18 protein-coding genes are annotated in these 19,300 nt (G+C 57.9%); 4 read left to right on the top strand and 14 right to left on the bottom strand.

Annotated features, from left to right (window positions below):
- Positions 1 to 95 precede the first annotated feature (95 nt).
- Both scpA and ABLN94_RS04495 read right to left on the bottom strand, forming a co-directional pair.
- Positions 96 to 2,222 (bottom strand): methylmalonyl-CoA mutase, encoded by a 2,127-nt coding sequence (gene scpA / locus ABLN94_RS04500; protein WP_352989668.1) that lies wholly within the window; start codon positions 2,220 to 2,222, stop codon positions 96 to 98.
- Positions 2,219 to 3,031: a hypothetical protein gene (locus tag ABLN94_RS04495; RefSeq protein WP_352989666.1), complete on the bottom strand. Its 813-nt coding sequence runs from the start codon at positions 3,029 to 3,031 to the stop codon at positions 2,219 to 2,221. The genes scpA and ABLN94_RS04495 overlap by 4 nt, the downstream gene beginning before the upstream one ends.
- A gap of 131 nt (positions 3,032 to 3,162) precedes the next feature.
- Between ABLN94_RS04495 and ABLN94_RS04490 the strand changes: the two genes are divergently transcribed.
- Positions 3,163 to 3,609, top strand: coding sequence for a DUF4174 domain-containing protein (locus tag ABLN94_RS04490; protein ID WP_352989663.1), 447 nt, complete (start codon positions 3,163 to 3,165; stop codon positions 3,607 to 3,609).
- Between the two features lie 76 nt (positions 3,610 to 3,685).
- On the opposite strand, the gene ABLN94_RS04485 is transcribed toward ABLN94_RS04490, so the two are convergent.
- Positions 3,686 to 5,731, bottom strand: coding sequence for an acetyl/propionyl/methylcrotonyl-CoA carboxylase subunit alpha (locus ABLN94_RS04485; protein WP_352989660.1), 2,046 nt, complete (start codon positions 5,729 to 5,731; stop codon positions 3,686 to 3,688).
- A 114-nt stretch (positions 5,732 to 5,845) separates the two neighbouring features.
- Positions 5,846 to 6,049 carry a hypothetical protein gene (locus ABLN94_RS04480; protein WP_352989658.1) on the bottom strand — a complete coding sequence of 68 codons (204 nt, stop codon included), beginning with the start codon at positions 6,047 to 6,049 and terminating at the stop codon, positions 5,846 to 5,848.
- Positions 6,050 to 6,699: 650 nt separating this feature from the next.
- Between ABLN94_RS04480 and ABLN94_RS04475 the strand changes: the two genes are divergently transcribed.
- Entirely contained in the window at positions 6,700 to 7,851 is a 1,152-nt protein-coding gene (locus ABLN94_RS04475; protein WP_170489997.1) for a DcaP family trimeric outer membrane transporter, read from the top strand.
- Between the two features lie 87 nt (positions 7,852 to 7,938).
- Here the strand turns inward: ABLN94_RS04475 and ABLN94_RS04470 are convergent, their stop codons facing one another.
- The 4 genes from ABLN94_RS04470 to ABLN94_RS04455 form a co-directional block, all read right to left on the bottom strand.
- Positions 7,939 to 8,292, bottom strand: coding sequence for a hypothetical protein (locus ABLN94_RS04470; RefSeq protein ID WP_352989655.1), 354 nt, complete (start codon positions 8,290 to 8,292; stop codon positions 7,939 to 7,941).
- Positions 8,286 to 8,420, bottom strand: coding sequence for a hypothetical protein (locus ABLN94_RS04465; RefSeq protein WP_352989652.1), 135 nt, complete (start codon positions 8,418 to 8,420; stop codon positions 8,286 to 8,288). The genes ABLN94_RS04470 and ABLN94_RS04465 overlap by 7 nt, the downstream gene beginning before the upstream one ends.
- Positions 8,421 to 8,422: 2 nt before the next feature.
- Positions 8,423 to 8,908 (bottom strand): DUF6497 family protein, encoded by a 486-nt coding sequence (locus ABLN94_RS04460; protein WP_352989649.1) that lies wholly within the window; start codon positions 8,906 to 8,908, stop codon positions 8,423 to 8,425.
- 98 nt (positions 8,909 to 9,006) lie between these two features.
- Positions 9,007 to 10,539 carry an acyl-CoA carboxylase subunit beta gene (locus ABLN94_RS04455; RefSeq protein WP_352989646.1) on the bottom strand — a complete coding sequence of 511 codons (1,533 nt, stop codon included), beginning with the start codon at positions 10,537 to 10,539 and terminating at the stop codon, positions 9,007 to 9,009.
- 183 nt (positions 10,540 to 10,722) lie between these two features.
- Between ABLN94_RS04455 and ABLN94_RS04450 the strand changes: the two genes are divergently transcribed.
- Both ABLN94_RS04450 and ABLN94_RS04445 read left to right on the top strand, forming a co-directional pair.
- A complete protein-coding gene (locus ABLN94_RS04450; RefSeq protein ID WP_352989643.1) occupies positions 10,723 to 11,928 on the top strand; it encodes a multidrug effflux MFS transporter in 1,206 nt (401 codons plus the stop codon).
- A 65-nt stretch (positions 11,929 to 11,993) separates the two neighbouring features.
- Positions 11,994 to 13,394 (top strand): helix-turn-helix domain-containing protein, encoded by a 1,401-nt coding sequence (locus ABLN94_RS04445; RefSeq protein WP_170490009.1) that lies wholly within the window; start codon positions 11,994 to 11,996, stop codon positions 13,392 to 13,394.
- A gap of 74 nt (positions 13,395 to 13,468) precedes the next feature.
- Here ABLN94_RS04445 and ABLN94_RS04440 read toward each other — a convergent pair whose 3' ends face one another.
- From ABLN94_RS04440 to ABLN94_RS04415, 6 genes are all read right to left on the bottom strand, one after another.
- Entirely contained in the window at positions 13,469 to 13,708 is a 240-nt protein-coding gene (locus ABLN94_RS04440; protein ID WP_170490012.1) for a YdcH family protein, read from the bottom strand.
- 78 nt (positions 13,709 to 13,786) lie between these two features.
- Complete coding sequence (gene betA, locus ABLN94_RS04435) at positions 13,787 to 15,445, bottom strand: choline dehydrogenase (RefSeq protein WP_352989640.1); 1,659 nt, start codon at positions 15,443 to 15,445, stop codon at positions 13,787 to 13,789.
- Positions 15,446 to 15,517: 72 nt separating this feature from the next.
- A complete protein-coding gene (gene betC / locus ABLN94_RS04430) occupies positions 15,518 to 17,026 on the bottom strand; it encodes a choline-sulfatase (RefSeq protein WP_352989637.1) in 1,509 nt (502 codons plus the stop codon).
- Positions 17,023 to 17,595, bottom strand: coding sequence for a choline-binding transcriptional repressor BetI (gene betI, locus ABLN94_RS04425; protein ID WP_352989634.1), 573 nt, complete (start codon positions 17,593 to 17,595; stop codon positions 17,023 to 17,025). The genes betC and betI overlap by 4 nt, the downstream gene beginning before the upstream one ends.
- 89 nt (positions 17,596 to 17,684) lie before the next feature.
- Positions 17,685 to 18,593, bottom strand: coding sequence for a DMT family transporter (locus tag ABLN94_RS04420; RefSeq protein ID WP_352989633.1), 909 nt, complete (start codon positions 18,591 to 18,593; stop codon positions 17,685 to 17,687).
- A gap of 40 nt (positions 18,594 to 18,633) precedes the next feature.
- A complete protein-coding gene (locus tag ABLN94_RS04415) occupies positions 18,634 to 19,233 on the bottom strand; it encodes a LysE/ArgO family amino acid transporter (RefSeq protein WP_352989630.1) in 600 nt (199 codons plus the stop codon).
- Positions 19,234 to 19,300 lie beyond the last annotated feature (67 nt).

The raw sequence follows: 19,300 nt of genomic DNA, 5'->3' as shown, positions 1-19,300 counted from the left end.
CCAAACTATTCGACCAGACCCTTACGGATCTGGTCGCATGTTTTCGCCAATGATACGGGATCACAAGATTTTTTGTCGAAAAATCTTGGCAGACCTCAGCTTTTGGCTTCGCGGATCAGACGCAAAATATCCTGCGCCGCGTCCGGGATATTGGTGCCCGGACCAAAGATCGCTTTGACGCCATGATCATAAAGGAACTGGTAATCCTGCTGAGGGATCACGCCACCGCAGATAACGATGATATCCTCGGCACCAGCTTTCTTCAGTTCCTCCACCAGTTGCGGAGCCAGCGTCTTGTGACCCGCCGCCTGTGATGAGATACCAACCACGTGAACATCATTGTCCACCGCATCCTGCGCGGCCTCGGCGGGTGTCTGAAACAGCGGGCCAACGTCTACATCGAATCCGATATCCGCAAAGGCGGTGGCAATCACCTTGGCGCCCCGGTCGTGACCATCCTGCCCCATCTTGACGACCAGCAGACGCGGGCGGCGACCCTCGGCCTCGGCGAATTCCTCGATGGATTTCTGAATGGCGGCAAAGCCTTCGTCACCTTCGTATGCTGCACCGTAGACGCCGGCCAGCGTTTTCACCTCGGCGCGGTGGCGACCGAATTCCTTCTCCATTGCCATGCTGATCTCTCCTACGGATGCGCGGGCGCGGGCGGCCTCGACCGCGGCAGCCAGCAGGTTGCCACCCTCGCGGGCGGTGGTGGTCAGGGCGTCCAGCGCAGCCTGACAGGCGGCCTCGTCACGGGTTGCTCGGATACGTTCCAGACGCGCGACCTGAGCTTCACGCACGGCGACGTTGTCGACGTCAAGAATGTCGATCGGGTCTTCCTGTTCCTTGCGGTACTTGTTGACGCCGACGATCACTTCGTCGCCCCGATCGATCATCGCCTGACGACGAGCGGCGCTTTCCTCGATCCGGAGTTTGGGCATGCCCGAGGCGACGGCCTTGGTCATACCGCCCATCTCCTCGACCTCTTCCATCAGCGCCCAAGCCTTTTCAACCAACTCGTTAGTCAGGCTTTCGACATAATAGGAACCGGCCAGCGGATCGACCACATCGGTCACGCCGGTCTCTTCCTGCAACACCAGCTGCGTGTTCCGCGCGATGCGGGCCGAGAAATCGGTGGGCAGCGCGATCGCCTCGTCCAGAGCGTTGGTGTGTAGCGACTGGGTCCCGCCCAGAACCGCACTCATCGCCTCATAGGCAGTACGGATCACGTTGTTGTAGGGGTCCTGTTCCTGCAACGAAACGCCCGACGTTTGGCAGTGGGTCCGCAGCATTTTGGAACGCTCGGATTTTGCACCAAAGTCAGTCATCACCCGGTGCCACAGCGTACGGGCGGCGCGCAGTTTGGCGATCTCCATGAAGAAGTTCATGCCGATGGCAAAGAAGAACGACAGACGGCCCGCAAACTTGTCCACATCCATCCCGGCCTCAGTCGCGGCGCGGACGTATTCACGTCCGTCGGCCAGCGTATAGGCCAGTTCCTGCACCAGGTTCGCCCCGGCCTCTTGCATGTGGTAGCCCGAGATCGAGATCGAGTTGAACTTGGGCATCTCGTTCGAAGTGTATTCGATGATGTCCGAGATGATCTTCATCGACGGTTCAGGCGGGTAGATATAAGTGTTTCGCACCATGAACTCTTTCAGAATGTCGTTCTGAATGGTTCCCGCCAGCAACGATTTGTCATGCCCCTGCTCTTCACCCGCAACGATGAAGCTTGCCAAAATCGGTACTACCGCGCCGTTCATGGTCATCGAGACCGAGACCTTGTCCAGTGGGATGCCGTCGAACAGGATTTTCATATCCTCAACGCTGTCGATGGCCACACCGGCCTTACCAACGTCGCCCACCACGCGCGGGTGATCACTGTCATAGCCGCGGTGTGTCGCCAGATCGAAAGCAACCGAGACACCCTGCTGACCGGCAGCCAGATTGCGGCGGTAGAAGGCGTTTGATTCCTCGGCAGTCGAAAATCCCGCGTATTGACGGATCGTCCACGGACGCCCTGCATACATCGTTGCCTTCACGCCGCGCGTAAACGGGCCAATCCCGGGCAGAGAGCCCATATGCGGCAGGTCAGCGGTGTCTTCCTGCGTATAGAGCGGTTTGACGTCGATACCTTCCAGCGTTTCCTTGGTCAGATCTTCCAGTGGTCGACCACGCAGCTCTTTTACAGCCAGCGCCTGCCATTCCTTCTTATCGGTCATAGCGTATTCCTCTCGTCCATCTTTACAGCGGGTGTGTCGACACCACGCTCTGTTTCCTGTCGAAGGCACAGCCGGGCCAGCCCATCTGCCCCCGATTCCAGCCACGACAAATCATCTGCAAACTTCATCATCAGGCTCATTTCCTGAGCACTGTTAGGCCCTTGAATGTCTTCGTTTCCGTCCTTGTTGATCCACAACTGCACCGCATCGGACGGCACTGGGACATCAAGCACAGTCGCCAGTTGCCAATCAGGCCGACCGGCGAATTCTTCGAAAGGAAGCACCAAAAGTGGCACTTGCGGGAAAGCCGCGTTTAGATCGGTGATCACGTCCCGCCAGCTACGAGGGTGCTGCGCGACCTTTGGCCAGCGCATGTTTCCGCCAAATCTTTTCTTGTTGCGAACCGCATAGCTAGCGACTGAGGTCCAATAGGTGTTCAGCGCCCGGATATTCAGGACAAGCTTGGTCACACGCCCGCCAAAGGCCTCTGACACCAGCCGGGCGCGTGCTCCGGCATTGGGATAAAGCTCACCCTTGCTGAAGTTCTCGGGCATCATGCCCAAAAAATTCTCTTCGGTGACAAGCAAGTGTTTGACGCCCTGGTCCTGGTGTCGGTCCAAATCCCGCTGCAGCGCGGTACAGATATCTGGCGTCACGGACCTGAGCGCGTTCAAACCCGTTTCCTGTATTTTTTCACGCCCCCAGACCGCTATATCTTGTCGCGCCAGTATTGCTGCATTGTGGCGCAAATACTCCTGAAAACTGGTGGTCGCGCAACGATGAGCCCCGAAATGAATGGTGATGTCCATGCGTCTAGCCCACCATACAGACGTGCGAACGACCGCGCGCAGCCAATTTGAACATTTTTTTGAATGTCAGCTGCATTCCAATGGTCGCATTACCCGACACAGAGGCTATATTCGATTCAACAGGAGGCCCTATGACACGAACGCTTGCCTTTGTTTTTTCGGCACTATTCCCGCTGGCTGCCTTGGCCGCTGACGGGACTGCACCAGTGGGAGACGAATTTGTCCGGCCTGTCGGTGACAGCGACCTCAACGAGTTTTTGTGGGTCAACCGGCCCATCGTCGTCTTTGCCGACACGCCCGCCGACCCTCGGTTCCAGCAACAGATCGACATGCTGGTCGAGGGCGAAGCGGCGATGCGCGACCGTGATGTCATTGTACTGACCGACACCGATCCTTCCGCCCGGTCCCCAATCCGCTCGCAGCTACGACCACGCGGGTTCCAGATGGTGTTCGTTGACAAGGACGGCGTGGTCAAACTGCGCAAACCGTCCCCGTGGAGCGTGCGCGAAATCGGCCGCTCGATCGACAAGACGCCCCTGCGCGAACGCGAGATTCGTGAACGACGCGAGGGCGGCTGAGCGCTTTCGCCACGCACAAAGGCCCCGGCGCGGAACGCCGGAAACCTTGTGTGATATAACAAAAGCGCCGTCATGATCACTCGAACTCGATGATCACATCGTCCACGGCGAGACTGTCGCCGGGGCCTGCGTTGATCTTGGCAACGGTGCCCTTCTTCTCGGCGCGCAGGATGTTTTCCATCTTCATCGCCTCGATCGTGCACAGCGCCTGACCTTCCTGCACCTCCTGTCCCACTTCAACGTCGATCTTCACGATCAGGCCCGGCATCGGGCAAAGCAGCATTTTCGAGGTATCGGGCGGCAGCTTCTCGGGCATCAGCTTGGCCAGTTTGGCCTGATGCGGGCGACGCACATGCACTTTCAGGTCGGCACCCCGATTACGAATGCGGAACCCGCCCGAGATTTTGTCAACCTTCAGAACCAGCGGGCTGCCGTTCACATCCAAAACCGCCAATTGGTCACCCGGCGTCCATTCAGAAGCGACACGGAGGGTTTCGCCGTCCGCGAACTGTACAGTCGCGCCCTCTTTATCAGCCTCAATCGTTACATCGAACTCCTGCCCTTGCAGCGCGACGTTCCAACGTTTGCCGACTTTGCGCTCATGGTTGTCCATCCGGCCAGAGACACGTGTGCGACGGATTTCTGCAACGCGATACATAGCAGCACAGGACGCCGCGATGCGCCGCAGGTCGGTCTCGGGCAGTTCAACCCCTTCGAACCCATCGGGGTATTCCTCGGCGATGAAGGCGGTGGTCATGTCGCCGCTGACGAATTTCGGATGATCCATCACCGCCGACAGGAACGGCAGATTGTGACCGATGCCTTCGACCTCAAAGCTGTCCAGCGCCACACGCATCGCCTCAATCGCCGCCTCGCGGGTCGGAGCCCATGTGCAGAGCTTGGCGATCATCGGGTCGTAATACATGCTGATCTCGCCGCCCTCATAAACGCCGGTATCGTTGCGCACGGCAGCGTCACCATTGGGCGCGTCGCCCTGCCATTTACCGTTGACCAGCATTGGGCCTGCCGCTGTTTCCTGCGGCGGGCGATAACGGGTCAGACGGCCAATCGAGGGCAGAAAGCCTCGATACGGGTCTTCAGCATAAAGACGGTTCTCGATGGCCCAGCCGGTGAGCGTCACATCATCCTGTGTAATGGTCAGTTGCTCACCCGCTGCGACGCGGATCATCTGTTCCACCAGATCGACACCGGTGATCAGTTCTGTGACCGGGTGCTCCACCTGAAGGCGAGTGTTCATCTCAAGGAAGTAGAAGTTCTTTTCACCGTCGACGATGAATTCCACAGTACCCGCGCTGGAATAACCCACGGCCTTGGCCAGAGCTACGGCCTGCTCGCCCATCGCCTTGCGCGTTTCGGGGTCGAGGAACGGCGACGGTGCCTCTTCCACAACTTTCTGGTTCCGGCGCTGGATCGAGCATTCGCGCTCACCCAGATAGATGCCGTTGCCGTGGCTGTCGCACAGGACCTGAATTTCGATGTGACGCGGTTGGGTCACGAATTTTTCGATGAAAATCCGGTCGTCGCCGAAAGAATTCGCGGCCTCGTTCTTGGACGACTGGAACCCTTCGCGCGCTTCTTCGTCATTCCAAGCGATCCGCATCCCCTTGCCACCGCCACCGGCACTGGCCTTGATCATGACGGGATAGCCTATTTCCTGGCTAATCTTTACTGCTTCGTCGGCATCCTCAATCAGACCCATGTAACCGGGAACGGTTGAAACACCTGCTTCCTGAGCGATTTTCTTAGAGGTGATCTTGTCACCCATACTTTCAATCGCACCGACCGGGGGGCCGACAAACGCGACGCCAGCTGCATCAAGTGCTTCTGCGAATTTCGCGTTTTCGGACAAGAAGCCATAACCGGGGTGAACTGCCTGCGCGCCGCTCTGGCGGATCGCGTCCATCACTTTGTCGATCACAATATAGGACTGGTTCGCGGGCGGTGGGCCGATATGCACGGCTTCATCCGCCATCGACACATGCAACGCCTGCCTGTCTGCGTCCGAGTAGATGGCGACCGTGCCGATACCCATCTTGCGCGCAGTCTTGATGACCCGGCAGGCGATCTCGCCCCGGTTTGCGATCAGGATCTTATTGAACATGGAACGTCCTTTGTCTTGATGTTCTGGGAACGCAAAACGCCGCCACGGGGCCTAAGCCCAGTGACGGCGTTTCGCGCGATGACGGTTGGGACGGCGAACGCCCCGGAATTTACGTTAGTAGCAGTTTCTCTGCGTCTTGCAGAACAGCACGTTGCCCGCAGCCCCGACCGCTGCCCCGACAAACGGATCAGCGCTGAGGACCGCCGCGCCCAATGCCCCCGCGCCGCCGCCAAGCAGCGCTTGCTCACCCAAGGTATCGCCGCAAGCGGTAAGGCCTGCGCAGGTCGCCGCGACCAGGAAGAGTTTAGAGATTCGCATGTTTTCTGCCCCAATTTGATTCTTATTGCGTCGGCAGGCAGATGTAGGAATAAGTGACTGTTATTCAATAACAGACGCTGCAAACCAACGTTTTGCGCAGAATTATGCCGTATCAAGCATTGTTTATGCGAAAAGAAAAACGCGGGCAGGATTTTGTGGGTTTCACAAACCTGCCCGCGGAAGGAAGGGGTACGGAATAGTAGGTGCTTGTGCGGCGCAGGCAAAGTAGAGCCGCACGGCCCGTTCAGATTGCACGGTGCAATCGACGTCGCAAACACAGTATTGTTTCCAACCAATATTCCGGCTGGAAACCGCCCATCCGGCAAATTCCCGCGCAGGATCGTGCCGAAACGTTGCTCAACCACCGGGGTAGATTCAGCGCACATGCCCGTCACGTTGTTGTTACAATTTCCTAGGCCGACACAGGTTTCTGCGTGAGCAACATCACGGTCCGACATTGTGACTGTCAGTAAATTTTTCTTCCCAAATCTATGGTTAACCGATCTGTTCACCCAGCCGTGAAAAACGCCGGACTTTTGCGCACATTTGCTTGAGAAAATCGGCAATTCATCTGCCGTTCTCGTGATTTCCCCCGCTGACATTTGAGTGAAAACCTGCCCGTGCACACTCGCACACAAGGAAACACCCATATGATTATAAAGAGAAAAAAGGCATTTCTGCTTGCTGCCTCGACGCTGAGTGCGACCAGCACGCTTGCATTTGCCCAAGATGCCCAGACCCAGGCCGAGCTGGACGCGTTGCGCGCCCGGATCGAAGCACTTGAATCCGTGGACCCCGGTTCGACGCCCGGCGATTTCAGGATCGGCAACACCACTCTGGACGTCTATGGCTACGTCAAAGCCGACTTCTTTTATGACTTCGAATTCGACCAGGGCGACACAGCTTTCGTGAACGTGATTGGTGAACCTTCGACTGCCACCAGTGGAACATTCGGCGCCACGGCCCGCCAATCGCGGATCGGGTTGTTGACAACCACTCCCAGTGCACTTGGCGACATCGGAGGCCAGCTGGAACTGGACCTGTTTGGCTCGGGCGGAACCGCGGAACTTCGTCTGCGACACGCGAACATCCGCATCGGAGACAATTGGCTGATCGGTCAGTACTGGACCAACTTCCAGCCACTGGACACTTACCCCACCTCGGTCGAGTTCAACGGCCCGGTTGGTATCGCCTTCGCCCGTGTTCCGCAGGTACGGTACACGAACAGCTTTGGCACCAATACGTCCTTCGCTGTCTCTATCGAGGAGAACGTCGGAGATTCGAACTCGCGCGATCCGGTGGTGACGGCTTCGGCCGAATACAATGACGGCACCTATATCGCCCGCGGCGCCCTTTTGTACGGCACGGCCGAGGACGGCGGTGTCGAGGTCGACCAGACCGGCCTTACTCTCTCTGGCTCGGCCCGTCCTTGGGCGGGTGGTCTGTTCCAGGTCAACTACACAACTGGCGAAGCGCTTGGCCCCTACCTGATCGGTCTCGGTGCCCCGGTCGTAGGGGGTGAGGCCAATGACGTGGACGGGTACACAATCGAGTTCCGCCAGGACTTGGGTGAGAAGTGGAATGTCGGCATTTCCTACGGCAAGGAAGATTACGACTTGCCGACCTCGACTGGAACGTTGGCCTTCACCGAACTCGAGACGATCCACGTCAACGCCTTCTATCAGGCGACTGAAACCCTGACGCTGAGCGCCGAATACATCTATGGCGAACGAAACGACGCGACCACCGGCGACACGTTCGACGGCAACCGCGTTCAGTTTGCTGCCCAGCTGAATTTCTGACAGCACATCCCTACCCTGCCCGACCTCGGGCAGGGTTTTTTCCGAAGTTCCCTCCGGATGGAAATGTGCGACAGTGGCCATCACAGGTCAGCGCCCCCCATCGAAAATATCGGGGAAGGACATCCGCGCCGCATCCGGATCAATCACCAGCAACGAGTCATAGCTGGCTGGGTCAAACGGGTCTTCGGCCGGAAGCACCTCACGCTCGAACAGCCAACTCAGGCGGCCTGCATCCAAGTTTCCACGCTCAAAGGGCTGATCGCCAAAGTGTTGCCACAGCGCTTCCATAAAGGCCGCATCCGCACGCCGATCTGCTGGCTTGCGATCACGGAACCGCTCGCGCCGCGTAATCGGCGTGACGCCCTTGGGGTTGGCCCGGCGAATGGTGAATTGAAAATCGGTTCCAGGCAAACGCCCGGGAAATCCACGGTGCTTCAGCATGCCAGCACCTCATTCATTGTTGAGTTCCGAGAGGAAAACTCCCACCCAGAAGCAAATGGGATCATGTCGCGCACCTCCAAAGCCGCATTGGTGTCCAGAAATGCTCTGAGGTCGTGAAAGTATTTCATGGTCAGAGCCCCTCCCAGATACATTGGGATTGCTCCAGCCGGTAGGCTTCAAAGAACTGTGTTGCGTCGGGCGATGATCGCCCGAATTCGATGGGCCGGTCGGAGAGTGAAATCACCACTCGAGCCGGCTCCAGTTCGTGTTTCGCGACATAGGCCACAGCGAGTGTCTGACACAGATGCTCCATATCCGCCGAGGCCACATCATAGCCGATCCGTCCGGCGGTATATCCGATCTTGGGCGCGATAAAGCGGAAGCGTACCCACAGCTCACCCGGGTTGTTGTCCAATAGCACATCGCTCAGATGCACGGGCTGGCCCGAGGGGACAGGCAACAGGTTTTCGGGTTGAGCAAATACGGGCGATGACCAAGCCAACAAGCCCAAGATAAAGGCGCGACCCCAGACCTGCGAGACGCAGGCTCCTCTCTCCGGAGTCGCGCGCGCATGGCTTTCGGCCCGCGCTTGTCTATATCTCGTAAGGCATGTCATCTAACAGTTTTGGCCTCAAAGTCAAACACACCGAAAGTTACCCGGCGATCTCCCGCCCTCGGCGCGCTTCCCAAGAAGAAAAAGCTCCCCCATCACGCTTACAGCGGGATGTTGTCGTGCTTCTTCCACGGATTCTTCAGTTGCTTGTTACGCAGACTGGCAAAAGCGCGTGAGACACGACGGCGGGTGGATTGCGGCATGATCACCTCGTCGATGAAGCCACGTTCCGCGGCCACAAACGGATTTGCGAAACGATCTTCGTAATCCTTGGTGTGCTGCGCAATCTTCTCGGAGTCTCCCAGATCGGCGCGGTGAATGATCTCGGTCGCGCCCTTGGCCCCCATCACCGCGATTTCGGCGGAAGGCCAGGCATAGTTGAAGTCCCCGCGCAGGTGTTTTGACGCCATCACGTCATACGCACCACCATAGGCCTTACGGGTGATCACCGTGACTTTTGGTACCGTGGCTTCGCCATACGCAAACAGCAGTTTGGCGCCATGCTTGATCACACCACCATATTCTTGAGACGTTCCCGGCAGGAAGCCTGGCACGTCGACCAGTGTCAGGATCGGAATTTCAAAACAATCACAGAACCGCACGAAACGCGCCGCCTTGCGGGAGCTGTCGATATCCAGACATCCGGCCAGAACCATCGGCTGGTTGGCTACGACTCCAACGGTCTGTCCCTCCAGTCGAATGAACCCGGTGATGATGTTCTTGGCGAAATCTTCTTGAATTTCGTAGAAATCGCCCTCATCCGCCACTTTGGTAATGAGCTCCTTCATATCGTAAGGCGTGTTCGGGTTGTCGGGAATCAGCGTGTCCAGCGAGGTCTCGATCCGCTCCGGGCTGTCAAAGAACGGACGCACCGGAGGTTTCTCGCGGTTGTTGAGCGGCAGGAAGTCGACCAGACGGCGCACTTCGGCCATCGCCTCAACATCGTTTTCAAACGCACCATCAGCAACCGAGGACTTCTTGGTGTGGGTCGAGGCTCCGCCCAATTCCTCGGCCGTAACAACCTCGTTGGTGACGGTTTTCACAACATCAGGACCGGTCACGAACATGTAGGACGTGTCTTTAACCATAAAGATAAAGTCCGTCATCGCCGGGCTATATACCGCGCCACCGGCACAGGGGCCCATGATCACGCTGATCTGCGGCACCACGCCCGAGGCCATGATGTTGCGCTGGAACACCTCGGCATAGCCCGCCAGCGAGGCCACACCCTCCTGGATTCGCGCGCCGCCCGAGTCGTTGATTCCAATCACTGGCGCACCGTTCTGGATCGCCATATCCATAATCTTGCAGATCTTCTGCGCGTGGGTTTCCGACAGCGAGCCACCGAATACAGTGAAATCCTGACTAAACACATAGACCATCCGGCCATTGATCGTGCCCCACCCGGTAACCACGCCATCACCCGCAGTCTTTTGTTTATCCATCCCGAAATCGGTACAGCGATGGGTGACGAACATGTCGAACTCTTCGAAGCTACCTTCGTCTACCAGCAACTCGATCCGCTCCCGCGCGGTCAACTTGCCACGGCCGTGCTGCGCGTCGATACGCTTTTGGCCACCCCCTAGCCGGGCGTCATTGCGGCGGTCTTCAAGCTCGGTCAGGATGTCTTTCATGGCGCTAATCCCCTGTCAAATTTCACGCGACATTATACGCAGAGGCGCCGAGACCAAAGCATCTTTCGGCTAATTTGCAAATCATTGGCAACAAACTTATGGAAAACTGTAAATTTGCTAAGTTTCATTTTGAGATACGTTCTTGGATAGCATTCCCTGAAACGACCATTATACCTGCGAACTATGCAGTTCAGTTCATCCCCGGCGCGCCGATCGCCCCCTACAATTTCTACGTTGGTATTGCTGTCCGGGCTTGCGGCCCTCAGCATGAACCTGTTCCTGCCCAGCCTACCCAACATGGCCGTGTATTTTCAGACCGACTACAAGGTCATGCAGTTGTCGATCGCGCTGTATCTGCTGGTCAACGCCGTACTACAGATTCTTATTGGCCCGATTGCGGATAAGGCTGGGCGTCGGCCGGTTCTACTGTGGGGCTTAACCCTGTTCCTACTCGCCACACTGGGGTGCATCTATGCTCCCACCGCCGAAATATTTCTCGCCTTTCGCATGTGTCAGGCAGTCGTTGTCGTAGGCATGGTGCTGAGCCGGGCAGCCGTACGTGATCTTTATGATCAGGATCAGGCCGCCTCAATGATTGGCTACGTCACGATGGGCATGGCCGTTGTCCCCATGATTGGCCCGGCCATCGGCGGCCTACTTGAAGAGAGCTTTGGCTGGAAGGCAAATTTCTGGCTACCCTTCGTACTGGGCGCAATGACACTAGCACTGACCTTCCTCGACTTTGGCGAGACCTCCGCCAAAAGCGGCAAAACACTGGTGCAACAGTTCCGCGAATACCCGGAACTGCTTCGCTCGCCGCGGTTTTGGGGGTATTCGCTGTCCTCAGCCCTGTCTTCGGGCGCGTTCTTTGCATATCTGGGCGGCGCTCCCTTCATCGGCACGGAACTGTTCGGCCTCAGTGCCGCGCAGGTCGGCATTTATTTCGGCGCACCTGCTGTCGGGTATTTTGTCGGCAACTTCCTCAGCGGCCGGTTTTCAGTGGAGTTCGGCGTTAATCGGATGGTGTTCTGGGGATGCTGGCTGAACGCGATTGGCGTTGCCCTGTCAGCCATACTCTTTCTTGCCGGCTTCGGAACCGCACTCAGCTTTTTTGGATTCATGACCTTTGTCGGCATAGGCAACGGCATGACAATTCCCAACGCCACCTCGGGCGCCCTGTCTGTACGCCCCCATCTGGCCGCCACCGCCTCGGGCCTGAGCGGGGCGATCATGTTGGGCGGCGGCGCCGGACTAAGCGCTCTGGCTGGGGCTCTACTGACTCACGAAACCGGTGCTATGCCGCTGCTGTGGCTGATGCTGGCGACGTCCGTTCTGGCGATCTGCGCTATCGTGTCGGTCATCCGACGCGAAAGGAAACTGGGGCTCTGACACGGCTTGCGTCGGAGGGTTTGCAAAGTTAGCTTGCGGCAACGGAAAAGTTGCAAAGGCACGCCATGGCCACCCAAAAGCTTTATGCCGGTGCAAAACTGCGCGAAATGCGCACGCGCCTGACCCTGACACAAAAAGAATTCGCCACCAAGCTGGGCGTCTCGCTGCCCTATCTGAACCAAATGGAGAACAACAACCGGCCGATCTCGACCACGGTTGTTCTGGCGCTGGCGCAGGAATTCGGCATGGATGTGACCGAGTTGAGCACGGGCGACAGTGAGCGTTTGGTTTCGGATATGCGCGAAGCATTGGCTGATCCGGTCTTTGACGACGCCATGCCGCCATTGGCCGACCTGCGCCTGACAGCGTCAAATGCGCCTGCGCTGGCCCGCGCTTTTATCGCACTGCACCGCACTTACCGGCAAACGCACGAACGGCTCGCTTCGCTGGACGAAGCACTGGGCCGTGAGGACGCGCAAATTCAAGCCAGCCCGTGGGAAGAAGTGCGCGATTTCTTCCACTATTGTGACAACTACATTGACGCGGTCGACCGCGCAGCAGAGCGGTTCTCGACCCGTGCCGAAGATTCCGGTGGCATCCGAGCCGCAGCCATCAACAGCCTAGGTGAACGGGGAATTCGTGTTCAATTCGTCGACATCCCTGAAACACGGAAATACGACGCCGACAGCAAAACTTTGCAGCTTTCATCGCGCATTGCACCACAAACGCAAGTGTTCCAATTACTTCTGCAAGTTGCCTTGATCAGCCAGGACAAGCTGCTTGAGGCCACTCTGGATTTCGCCAAATTTCAAAGTGACGAGGCCCGCGCCATCGCCAAGATCGGACTGGCAAACTACTTCGCGGGGGCATCCCTGATGCCCTACGACACATTTCTGACTGCGGCGCAGGAATATCGCCATGACCTTGAACTTCTCAGCAATCGGTTCGGCGCATCGATTGAGCAGATCGCGCACCGCCTTTCGACGCTGCAGCGCCCCGGTGCCAAAGGCATCCCGTTCTTTTTTGTCCGCGTCGATCAGGCTGGCACCATCACCAAGCGCCACTCGGCCACCCGCCTGCAATTCGCGCGGTTCGGCGGCGCCTGCCCCTTGTGGAACGTCCACCGCGCCTTTGAGACCCCAGGTCATTTCCTGCGTCAGCTGGCAGAAACGCCGGACGGCGTCCGCTATATCTCACTGGCGCGAGACGTGTCGAAATCGGGCGGCTCCTACGGCGCACCTGTGCGCCGCTATGCCATCGCCCTTGGATGCGAAATCCGTCATGCCGAGGCATTGGTCTACGCCGACAACCTCGATATCAACAACGCGAGCGCCTATGAACCGATCGGCATTTCCTGCCGTATTTGCGAGCGCCCAAACTGCCACCAACGTTCGGTTCCGCCACTGGAACGACGCCTCTCAATCGACGCCCATACCCGCGGCACCCTTCCCTATGAAGTCACCTAACTTTCATTTGGCCTGAAAAGACCCCGGAGCCGTCGCGGCCTGTTGTGACGGGGGCAGCGCCCCCGCCTGGGAGTTTATGCTTTCGACAAAATCGCCCAGATCTCATCCTTAAGCGCAGCGCGTTTCTTGCGCATCTCGCCCTCGGCAAGATCTTCCATCGGCTCGATGTTGGTTTCCGCACGATGCACGACGCGGTTGATCTCGTGATACTCATCCGCCAGCCGGGCAAAATGCGCATCCGTCTGCTTGAGCTGGCTCATAAGTTCGACTTTGTCCGGAAACTCTTCGGCCAGTTCATGCGGGGTGTGGGACATTCCTGTTCGCTCCTGAAATATGTCGTTGCGAGTCAGGTCTATACGCTATGCAAACCCCCCGCTTTGACGCGGATCAAATCATCGCTGAGCCGTTGCCCATGCCGGGTGAATCCATGGATGATCATTTGCCTTTGGCAAGGTGTCCTTGCCCAACAGATGATCCGACATCTTCTCACCCACCATGATCGATGGCGCATTCAGGTTGCCGTTGGTAATCTGCGGGAAAATCGAACTGTCAGCCACGCGTAGCCCGTCCACACCGATCACACGGCCTTCCGGGTCCACAACCGCGTTTTTGTCATCAGCCCGACCCATCCGGCAGGTGCCGCAGGGGTGATAGGCGCTTTCGGCATGTTCGGCGATAAAACCATTGAGTTCCTCATCGGACTGCACATCCGCGCCCGGCTGGATTTCCTTACCCGAATAGGGTTTGAACGCGTCCTGCCCGAAAATCTCGCGGGTCAGACGGATACATTTGCGGAAATCTTCCCAATCCTTTTCGTGACTCATGTAGTTGAACCGGATAACCGGTGCGTCCTCGGGTTTATCCGAGCGCAGCGTCACCGCCCCGCGGGACGGAGACCGCATCGGCCCCACATGCGCTTGGAACCCATGTCCTTCCGCCGCAGCTTGGCCATCGTAACGCACGGCAATGGGTAGGAAGTGGTACTGGATGTCGGGATATTCGACACCCGGGTTCGAACGGATGAAGGCCGCACTTTCGAACTGGTTTGACGCCCCCAAACCGGTTTTGGTGAACAGCCACTGTGCCCCGATCAAGCCTTTGCTGAACACGTTCCAGTGCTTATAGAGCGTGATCGGCTGCAACGAGGCCTGCTGGATATATAGCTCTAGATGGTCCTGCAGGTTCGCGCCCACGCCGGGACGGTCGGCCACGACCTCAATCCCGTGCTCGGCCAGATGCGCCGCGGGACCGACTCCCGACAACATCAGCAGCTTGGGCGAGTTGATCGAAGACGCGGCCAGCACCACCTCGCGCCGGGCTCGGATGATTTCCTTTTTCCCACCGCGCACAAGTTCAACTCCGGTCGCGCGACCGTTTTCCATAACCACGCGCGATGCCAGCCCGCGTACGATATCGCAGTTCTCTCGCTTCAGCGCAGGCTTCAGATACGCATTCGCCGCCGACCAGCGCCGCCCTTTCCAGACGGTCTGCTCCATTGGGCCGAAGCCTTCCTGCTTTTCACCATTGTAGTCGCCGGTAATCTCATAGCCTGCCTGCTGCCCCGCATCGACAAATGCCTGGAACAGCGGGTTCTCACGCGGCCCGCGCGAAACGTGCAGCGGGCCATCCTTGCCGCGCCATTCGGGATCGCCGCCATGGCCACCATCGTGCCATGTTTCCATCCGTTTGTAGTAGGGCAGCACATCCGCGTAAGACCAACCATCGGCCCCCTTTTCAGCCCATGTATCGAAATCGCGCGCATGACCACGCACGTACACCATCCCGTTGATCGAAGACGACCCACCGATCACCTTGCCACGGGGGCAGGCCAGACGGCGGTTGTTCAGATGCGGTTCTGGCTCAGATTTATAGCCCCAATCGTACATCGGCATGTTCATCGGATAGCTGAGCGCCGCCGGCATCTGGATGAACGGGCCGGCATCGGTGCCGCCATGTTCGATTACCAGAACCGAGGCCCCGGCCTCGCTCAGCCGGTAAGCCATCGCGCAACCGGCGGATCCGGCACCCACAATGACGAAATCTGCTTCCATTTTTTACGACTCCTTGATCCGCCGCGCCAATTTCAGAAGTCTACGGCGGAGTACTTTCGTTGAGTGAAGAGGTTATTCGCCGCGTGGGAAACGGGCGTTTTCCTCTACGACATTCAGATCCATGTGATTACGCATGTACCGCTCGGACGCTTTTTGCAGAGGCTGGTAGTCCCACGGGTAGTAGCCGCCTTGCCGCAACGCCTCGTAAACCACCCAGCGGCGTGCTTGGCTGGCGCGCACATCAGCGTCGAACTGATCCAAGTCCCAACGGGCCTCGGATTTCGCTCGCAGCGTTTCCAGCGTTCCGGCATGGGCGGGGTCGTCGGCCAGGTTAACCTGTTCATGAGGGTCGGCCTCAAGGTCGAACAACTGATCGGGATCCAGCGCACAGCGGTTGTATTTCCACTTGCCATAGCGGAGCGAGACCAGCGGTGCATAAGACGCCTCGGCAGCGTATTCCATGGCGACCGGAGCGGTGCGTTCCGTCCCATTCGCCAAGGGCACAAGGTCTTCGCCATCTGTCCATGGGGCGATCTCGGCCATATCCACGCCGGCCAGCGCCCCAAGTGTCGGAGTAACGTCAATGGTCGACACCGGTGTATCAATCCGTCCCGCAGGCATCCCCGGCGCAGAGATCATCAGCGGTACACGCGCCGAGCCTTCGTAGAAGTTCATTTTGAACCACAGGCCACGTTCTCCCAGCATGTCGCCGTGATCGGAAACGAACATGATGATCGCCTCTTGCCGGGTGCTTTCCAGTACTTCCAGAATTTCGCCGATCTTGTCATCCAGATACGAGATATTGGCGAAGTATGCCCGGCGGGATTTGCGGACATCCTCCTCGGTGATGTCAAAGCTACGCCAGTCATTAGCATCGAAAATGCGCTTGGAATGCGGATCTTGATTCTCGTAGCCCAGGTCGGAGACCTCGGGCAGCAGATGCTCGCAATCTTCGTAGAGATCCCAGTACTTACGACGCGCCACATAGGGATCATGCGGGTGGGTGAAGCTGACGGTCACGCACCAAGGGCGGTCATCCTTGCCACGCGCCAGATCATAGAGCTTGGCCTTGGCGTTGTAGGCAACTTCGTCATCATATTCCATCTGATTGGAAATCTCGGCCACGCCCGCTCCCGTCACCGAACCCATGTTGTGGTACCACCACTCGATCCGCTCGCCCGGCTTTCGATAATCCGGCGTCCAGCCGAAATCGGCCGGGTAGATATCGGTGGTCAAACGGTCCTCGAACCCATGCAACTGGTCGGGACCGACAAAGTGCATCTTGCCCGACAGACAGGTGTAGTAGCCAGCACGGCGCAAGTGGTGCGCGTATGTAGGAATGTCACTGCTGAATTCAGCCGCGTTGTCATAGACCCCGGTGCGTGAGGGTAGTTGACCCGACATAAAGCTGGCCCGGCCCGGCGCGCAAAGCGGCGATGCCGTGTACGCATTGGCAAACCGGCTCGACCGCTGGGCCAGCTTCTTCAAGTTTGGCGCATGCAGCCAGTCTTCGGGACCATCGGGAAAGAGGGTTCCGTTGAGCTGATCCACCATCAGGATCAGAATGTTCGGTTTTGTCATTTTTCAGCCTCGAGCAGAGTGTTGAGGACACGCATTGCGTGGTTTACCGCCAGTTGCGGTTCTTCCGGAGCGCTGAGCGCCGCACGGATATAAAGACCGTCGATCAGAGCAGTCATGTTCTCGGCCGCCTCGACCGGATCGCTGATCAACGGGCGCAGGGCGTCGATCAAGTTCGAGCGGATACGCGCCTGATAAATCTGCCACAGACGCAGAGCGTCCTCATTGGTCTGGGCCAGAACATAGAACGTCATCCACGCCGCGATGACGTCGGGCGTAAAGCAGGACGGCGCAAAGCAGGCCCGGATGATGGCCTGCGCCCGTTCCTGCGGAGCGGCGGCTTTCAACTCGCCCCGCGCCTCAGCTCCGAAATCGGACAGGATGCGCCGCATGGCAGCCAGAAAGATTTGATCTTTGCCGCCAAAATAGTGATGCGCCAGCGCACTGGACATACCTGCCCGCTTGGCAATCTGGCTGACGGTCACATCGAGGGACTTCTTCGACCCAAGCTCGGCAATCGTCGCGCGAACGATCGCGTCGCGACGAATTGGCTCCATTCCGAGTTTCGGCATAGCTGTCCCCTCCCAACAATGAGTGGAAAAACGCTACGAGGTTTTTATTGACCCGTCAATCAATAACCATTTTGGCGCGCTGAATGTTTCTAAAGCTTGGCTCCGATACTGGGGGTGGTCAGGTTGCCACGATTCAAAACTGCCTCGCGCCAGGCGATAAAACTAACGGCGGTCAATATCAGCGTACCACCCGCGACAACCCAGACATCGACGCTTTCGTGAAAGACCAGCGCACCCAGCAACGTGGCCCAGATCAATTGCAGGAAGGTCACCGGTTGCGTGACCGCCACTGGTGCTGCCTTCAGCGCGATCGTCATGAAATAGTGTGCCGCCGTAGCAAAGCTGGCGACCAGAAACAGAACGCCTAGATCGCGAAGGCTGGGCGGAGTCCAAACGACCACCGCAAAGGGGATCAGGGCAATAGTCACCCAGATTGACATATGTGCCACGACAACAGAAGGCGGCAGATCTCGCACAAGCGCCTTGGCGATCAGGTAAGACGCCCCGAGCCCCAGAGATGTTCCCAGCATCGTCAAGTGGCCTACCGAGACTTCGCGGAATCCGGGCCGCAGAATGATGATGACACCGATCACCGCAACAAAGATCGCGGCAATTCGGCGAAAGGCCAGCTTCTCTCCCAGAAACAAGGCCGCGCCCAAAGTCACGTAGACAGGCGTCATGTAGTTCATCGCTGTAACCTCGGCCAAGGGGATCTGCGTCATCGAGAAAAACCACAGCATCACGGCCACGGCATGCACAATCCCGCGCACTCCGAACAATGTCAGGTGTCGCCGTGTCAGATGCGTTTTTAGGATAAGTTTCAGGGCTGGCAGCAGAAACACCAAACCAAAGACAAACCTAATGAAAGCCGCCTGAATCGGGTCCATCGTTGAGCCCAGCGACTTGACCAGCGCGGTCATGACAACAAAAGACACCCCGGCGGCAAACATCCAGAACATGCCCACCAATGGACGGTAAGTGACGGCAAGAGTTGTCATGTTAACTGTTGAACACCGAAACCCCATCTGGGGCAACCCGTCACATCGCAACAAGTTTGAGAGCAATCCCCAGCATGACCACTCCGATCACAACGTCCAAAACCTGCCAGGCACGCGGTCGGGCAAAAATTGGGGACAGCACCCCTGCTCCATAACCCAGCGAAAAGAAAAAGACGAAACTGGACATCATTGCGCCCATGGCAAAGGCCATTCGGTCATCATATTGGGCCGAGATCGACCCGATAAGCACAACCGTATCCAGATAGACATGCGGGTTGAGCCAGGTGAAGGCCAGCACGGTCAACAGAACCGACCTCAGACTAGCGCGCTGACCTTTTCCAACATCCATCACAGCCCCTCCGCGCCAAGCTGAGTTTAGGCTGCGCAACCCGTACCACGTCAAAAAGATCGCTCCGCCATACCGCATGACCGTTTCAAACCACGGTGCCGCCTCGGCCAGAGCGCCAAACCCCGCGACACCCGCTGCAATCAAAATGGCGTCTGAGACCGCGCAGGTCAGGCACAGGGGAAACACATGCTCGCGCCGCAATCCTTGACGCAAAACAAATGCGTTCTGCGCCCCGATGGCGAGGATCAGGCTGAAGCCCAATGCGAAACCGGCGATAAGGGGTGCGGACATGTAACCTCCTGTGCTCTGAGACGTTGACTAAAGGCATTGAGGAGCTCTATCAAATTAAAGATACTGA

The sequence above is a fragment of the Ruegeria sp. SCP11 genome, from assembly GCF_040329455.1.
GTDB classification, from domain to species: Bacteria; Pseudomonadota; Alphaproteobacteria; order Rhodobacterales; family Rhodobacteraceae; genus Ruegeria; species Ruegeria atlantica_E.
The sequence above is the reverse complement of the archived record's forward strand: the minus strand, read 5'-3'. Positions and strand labels throughout refer to the sequence as shown.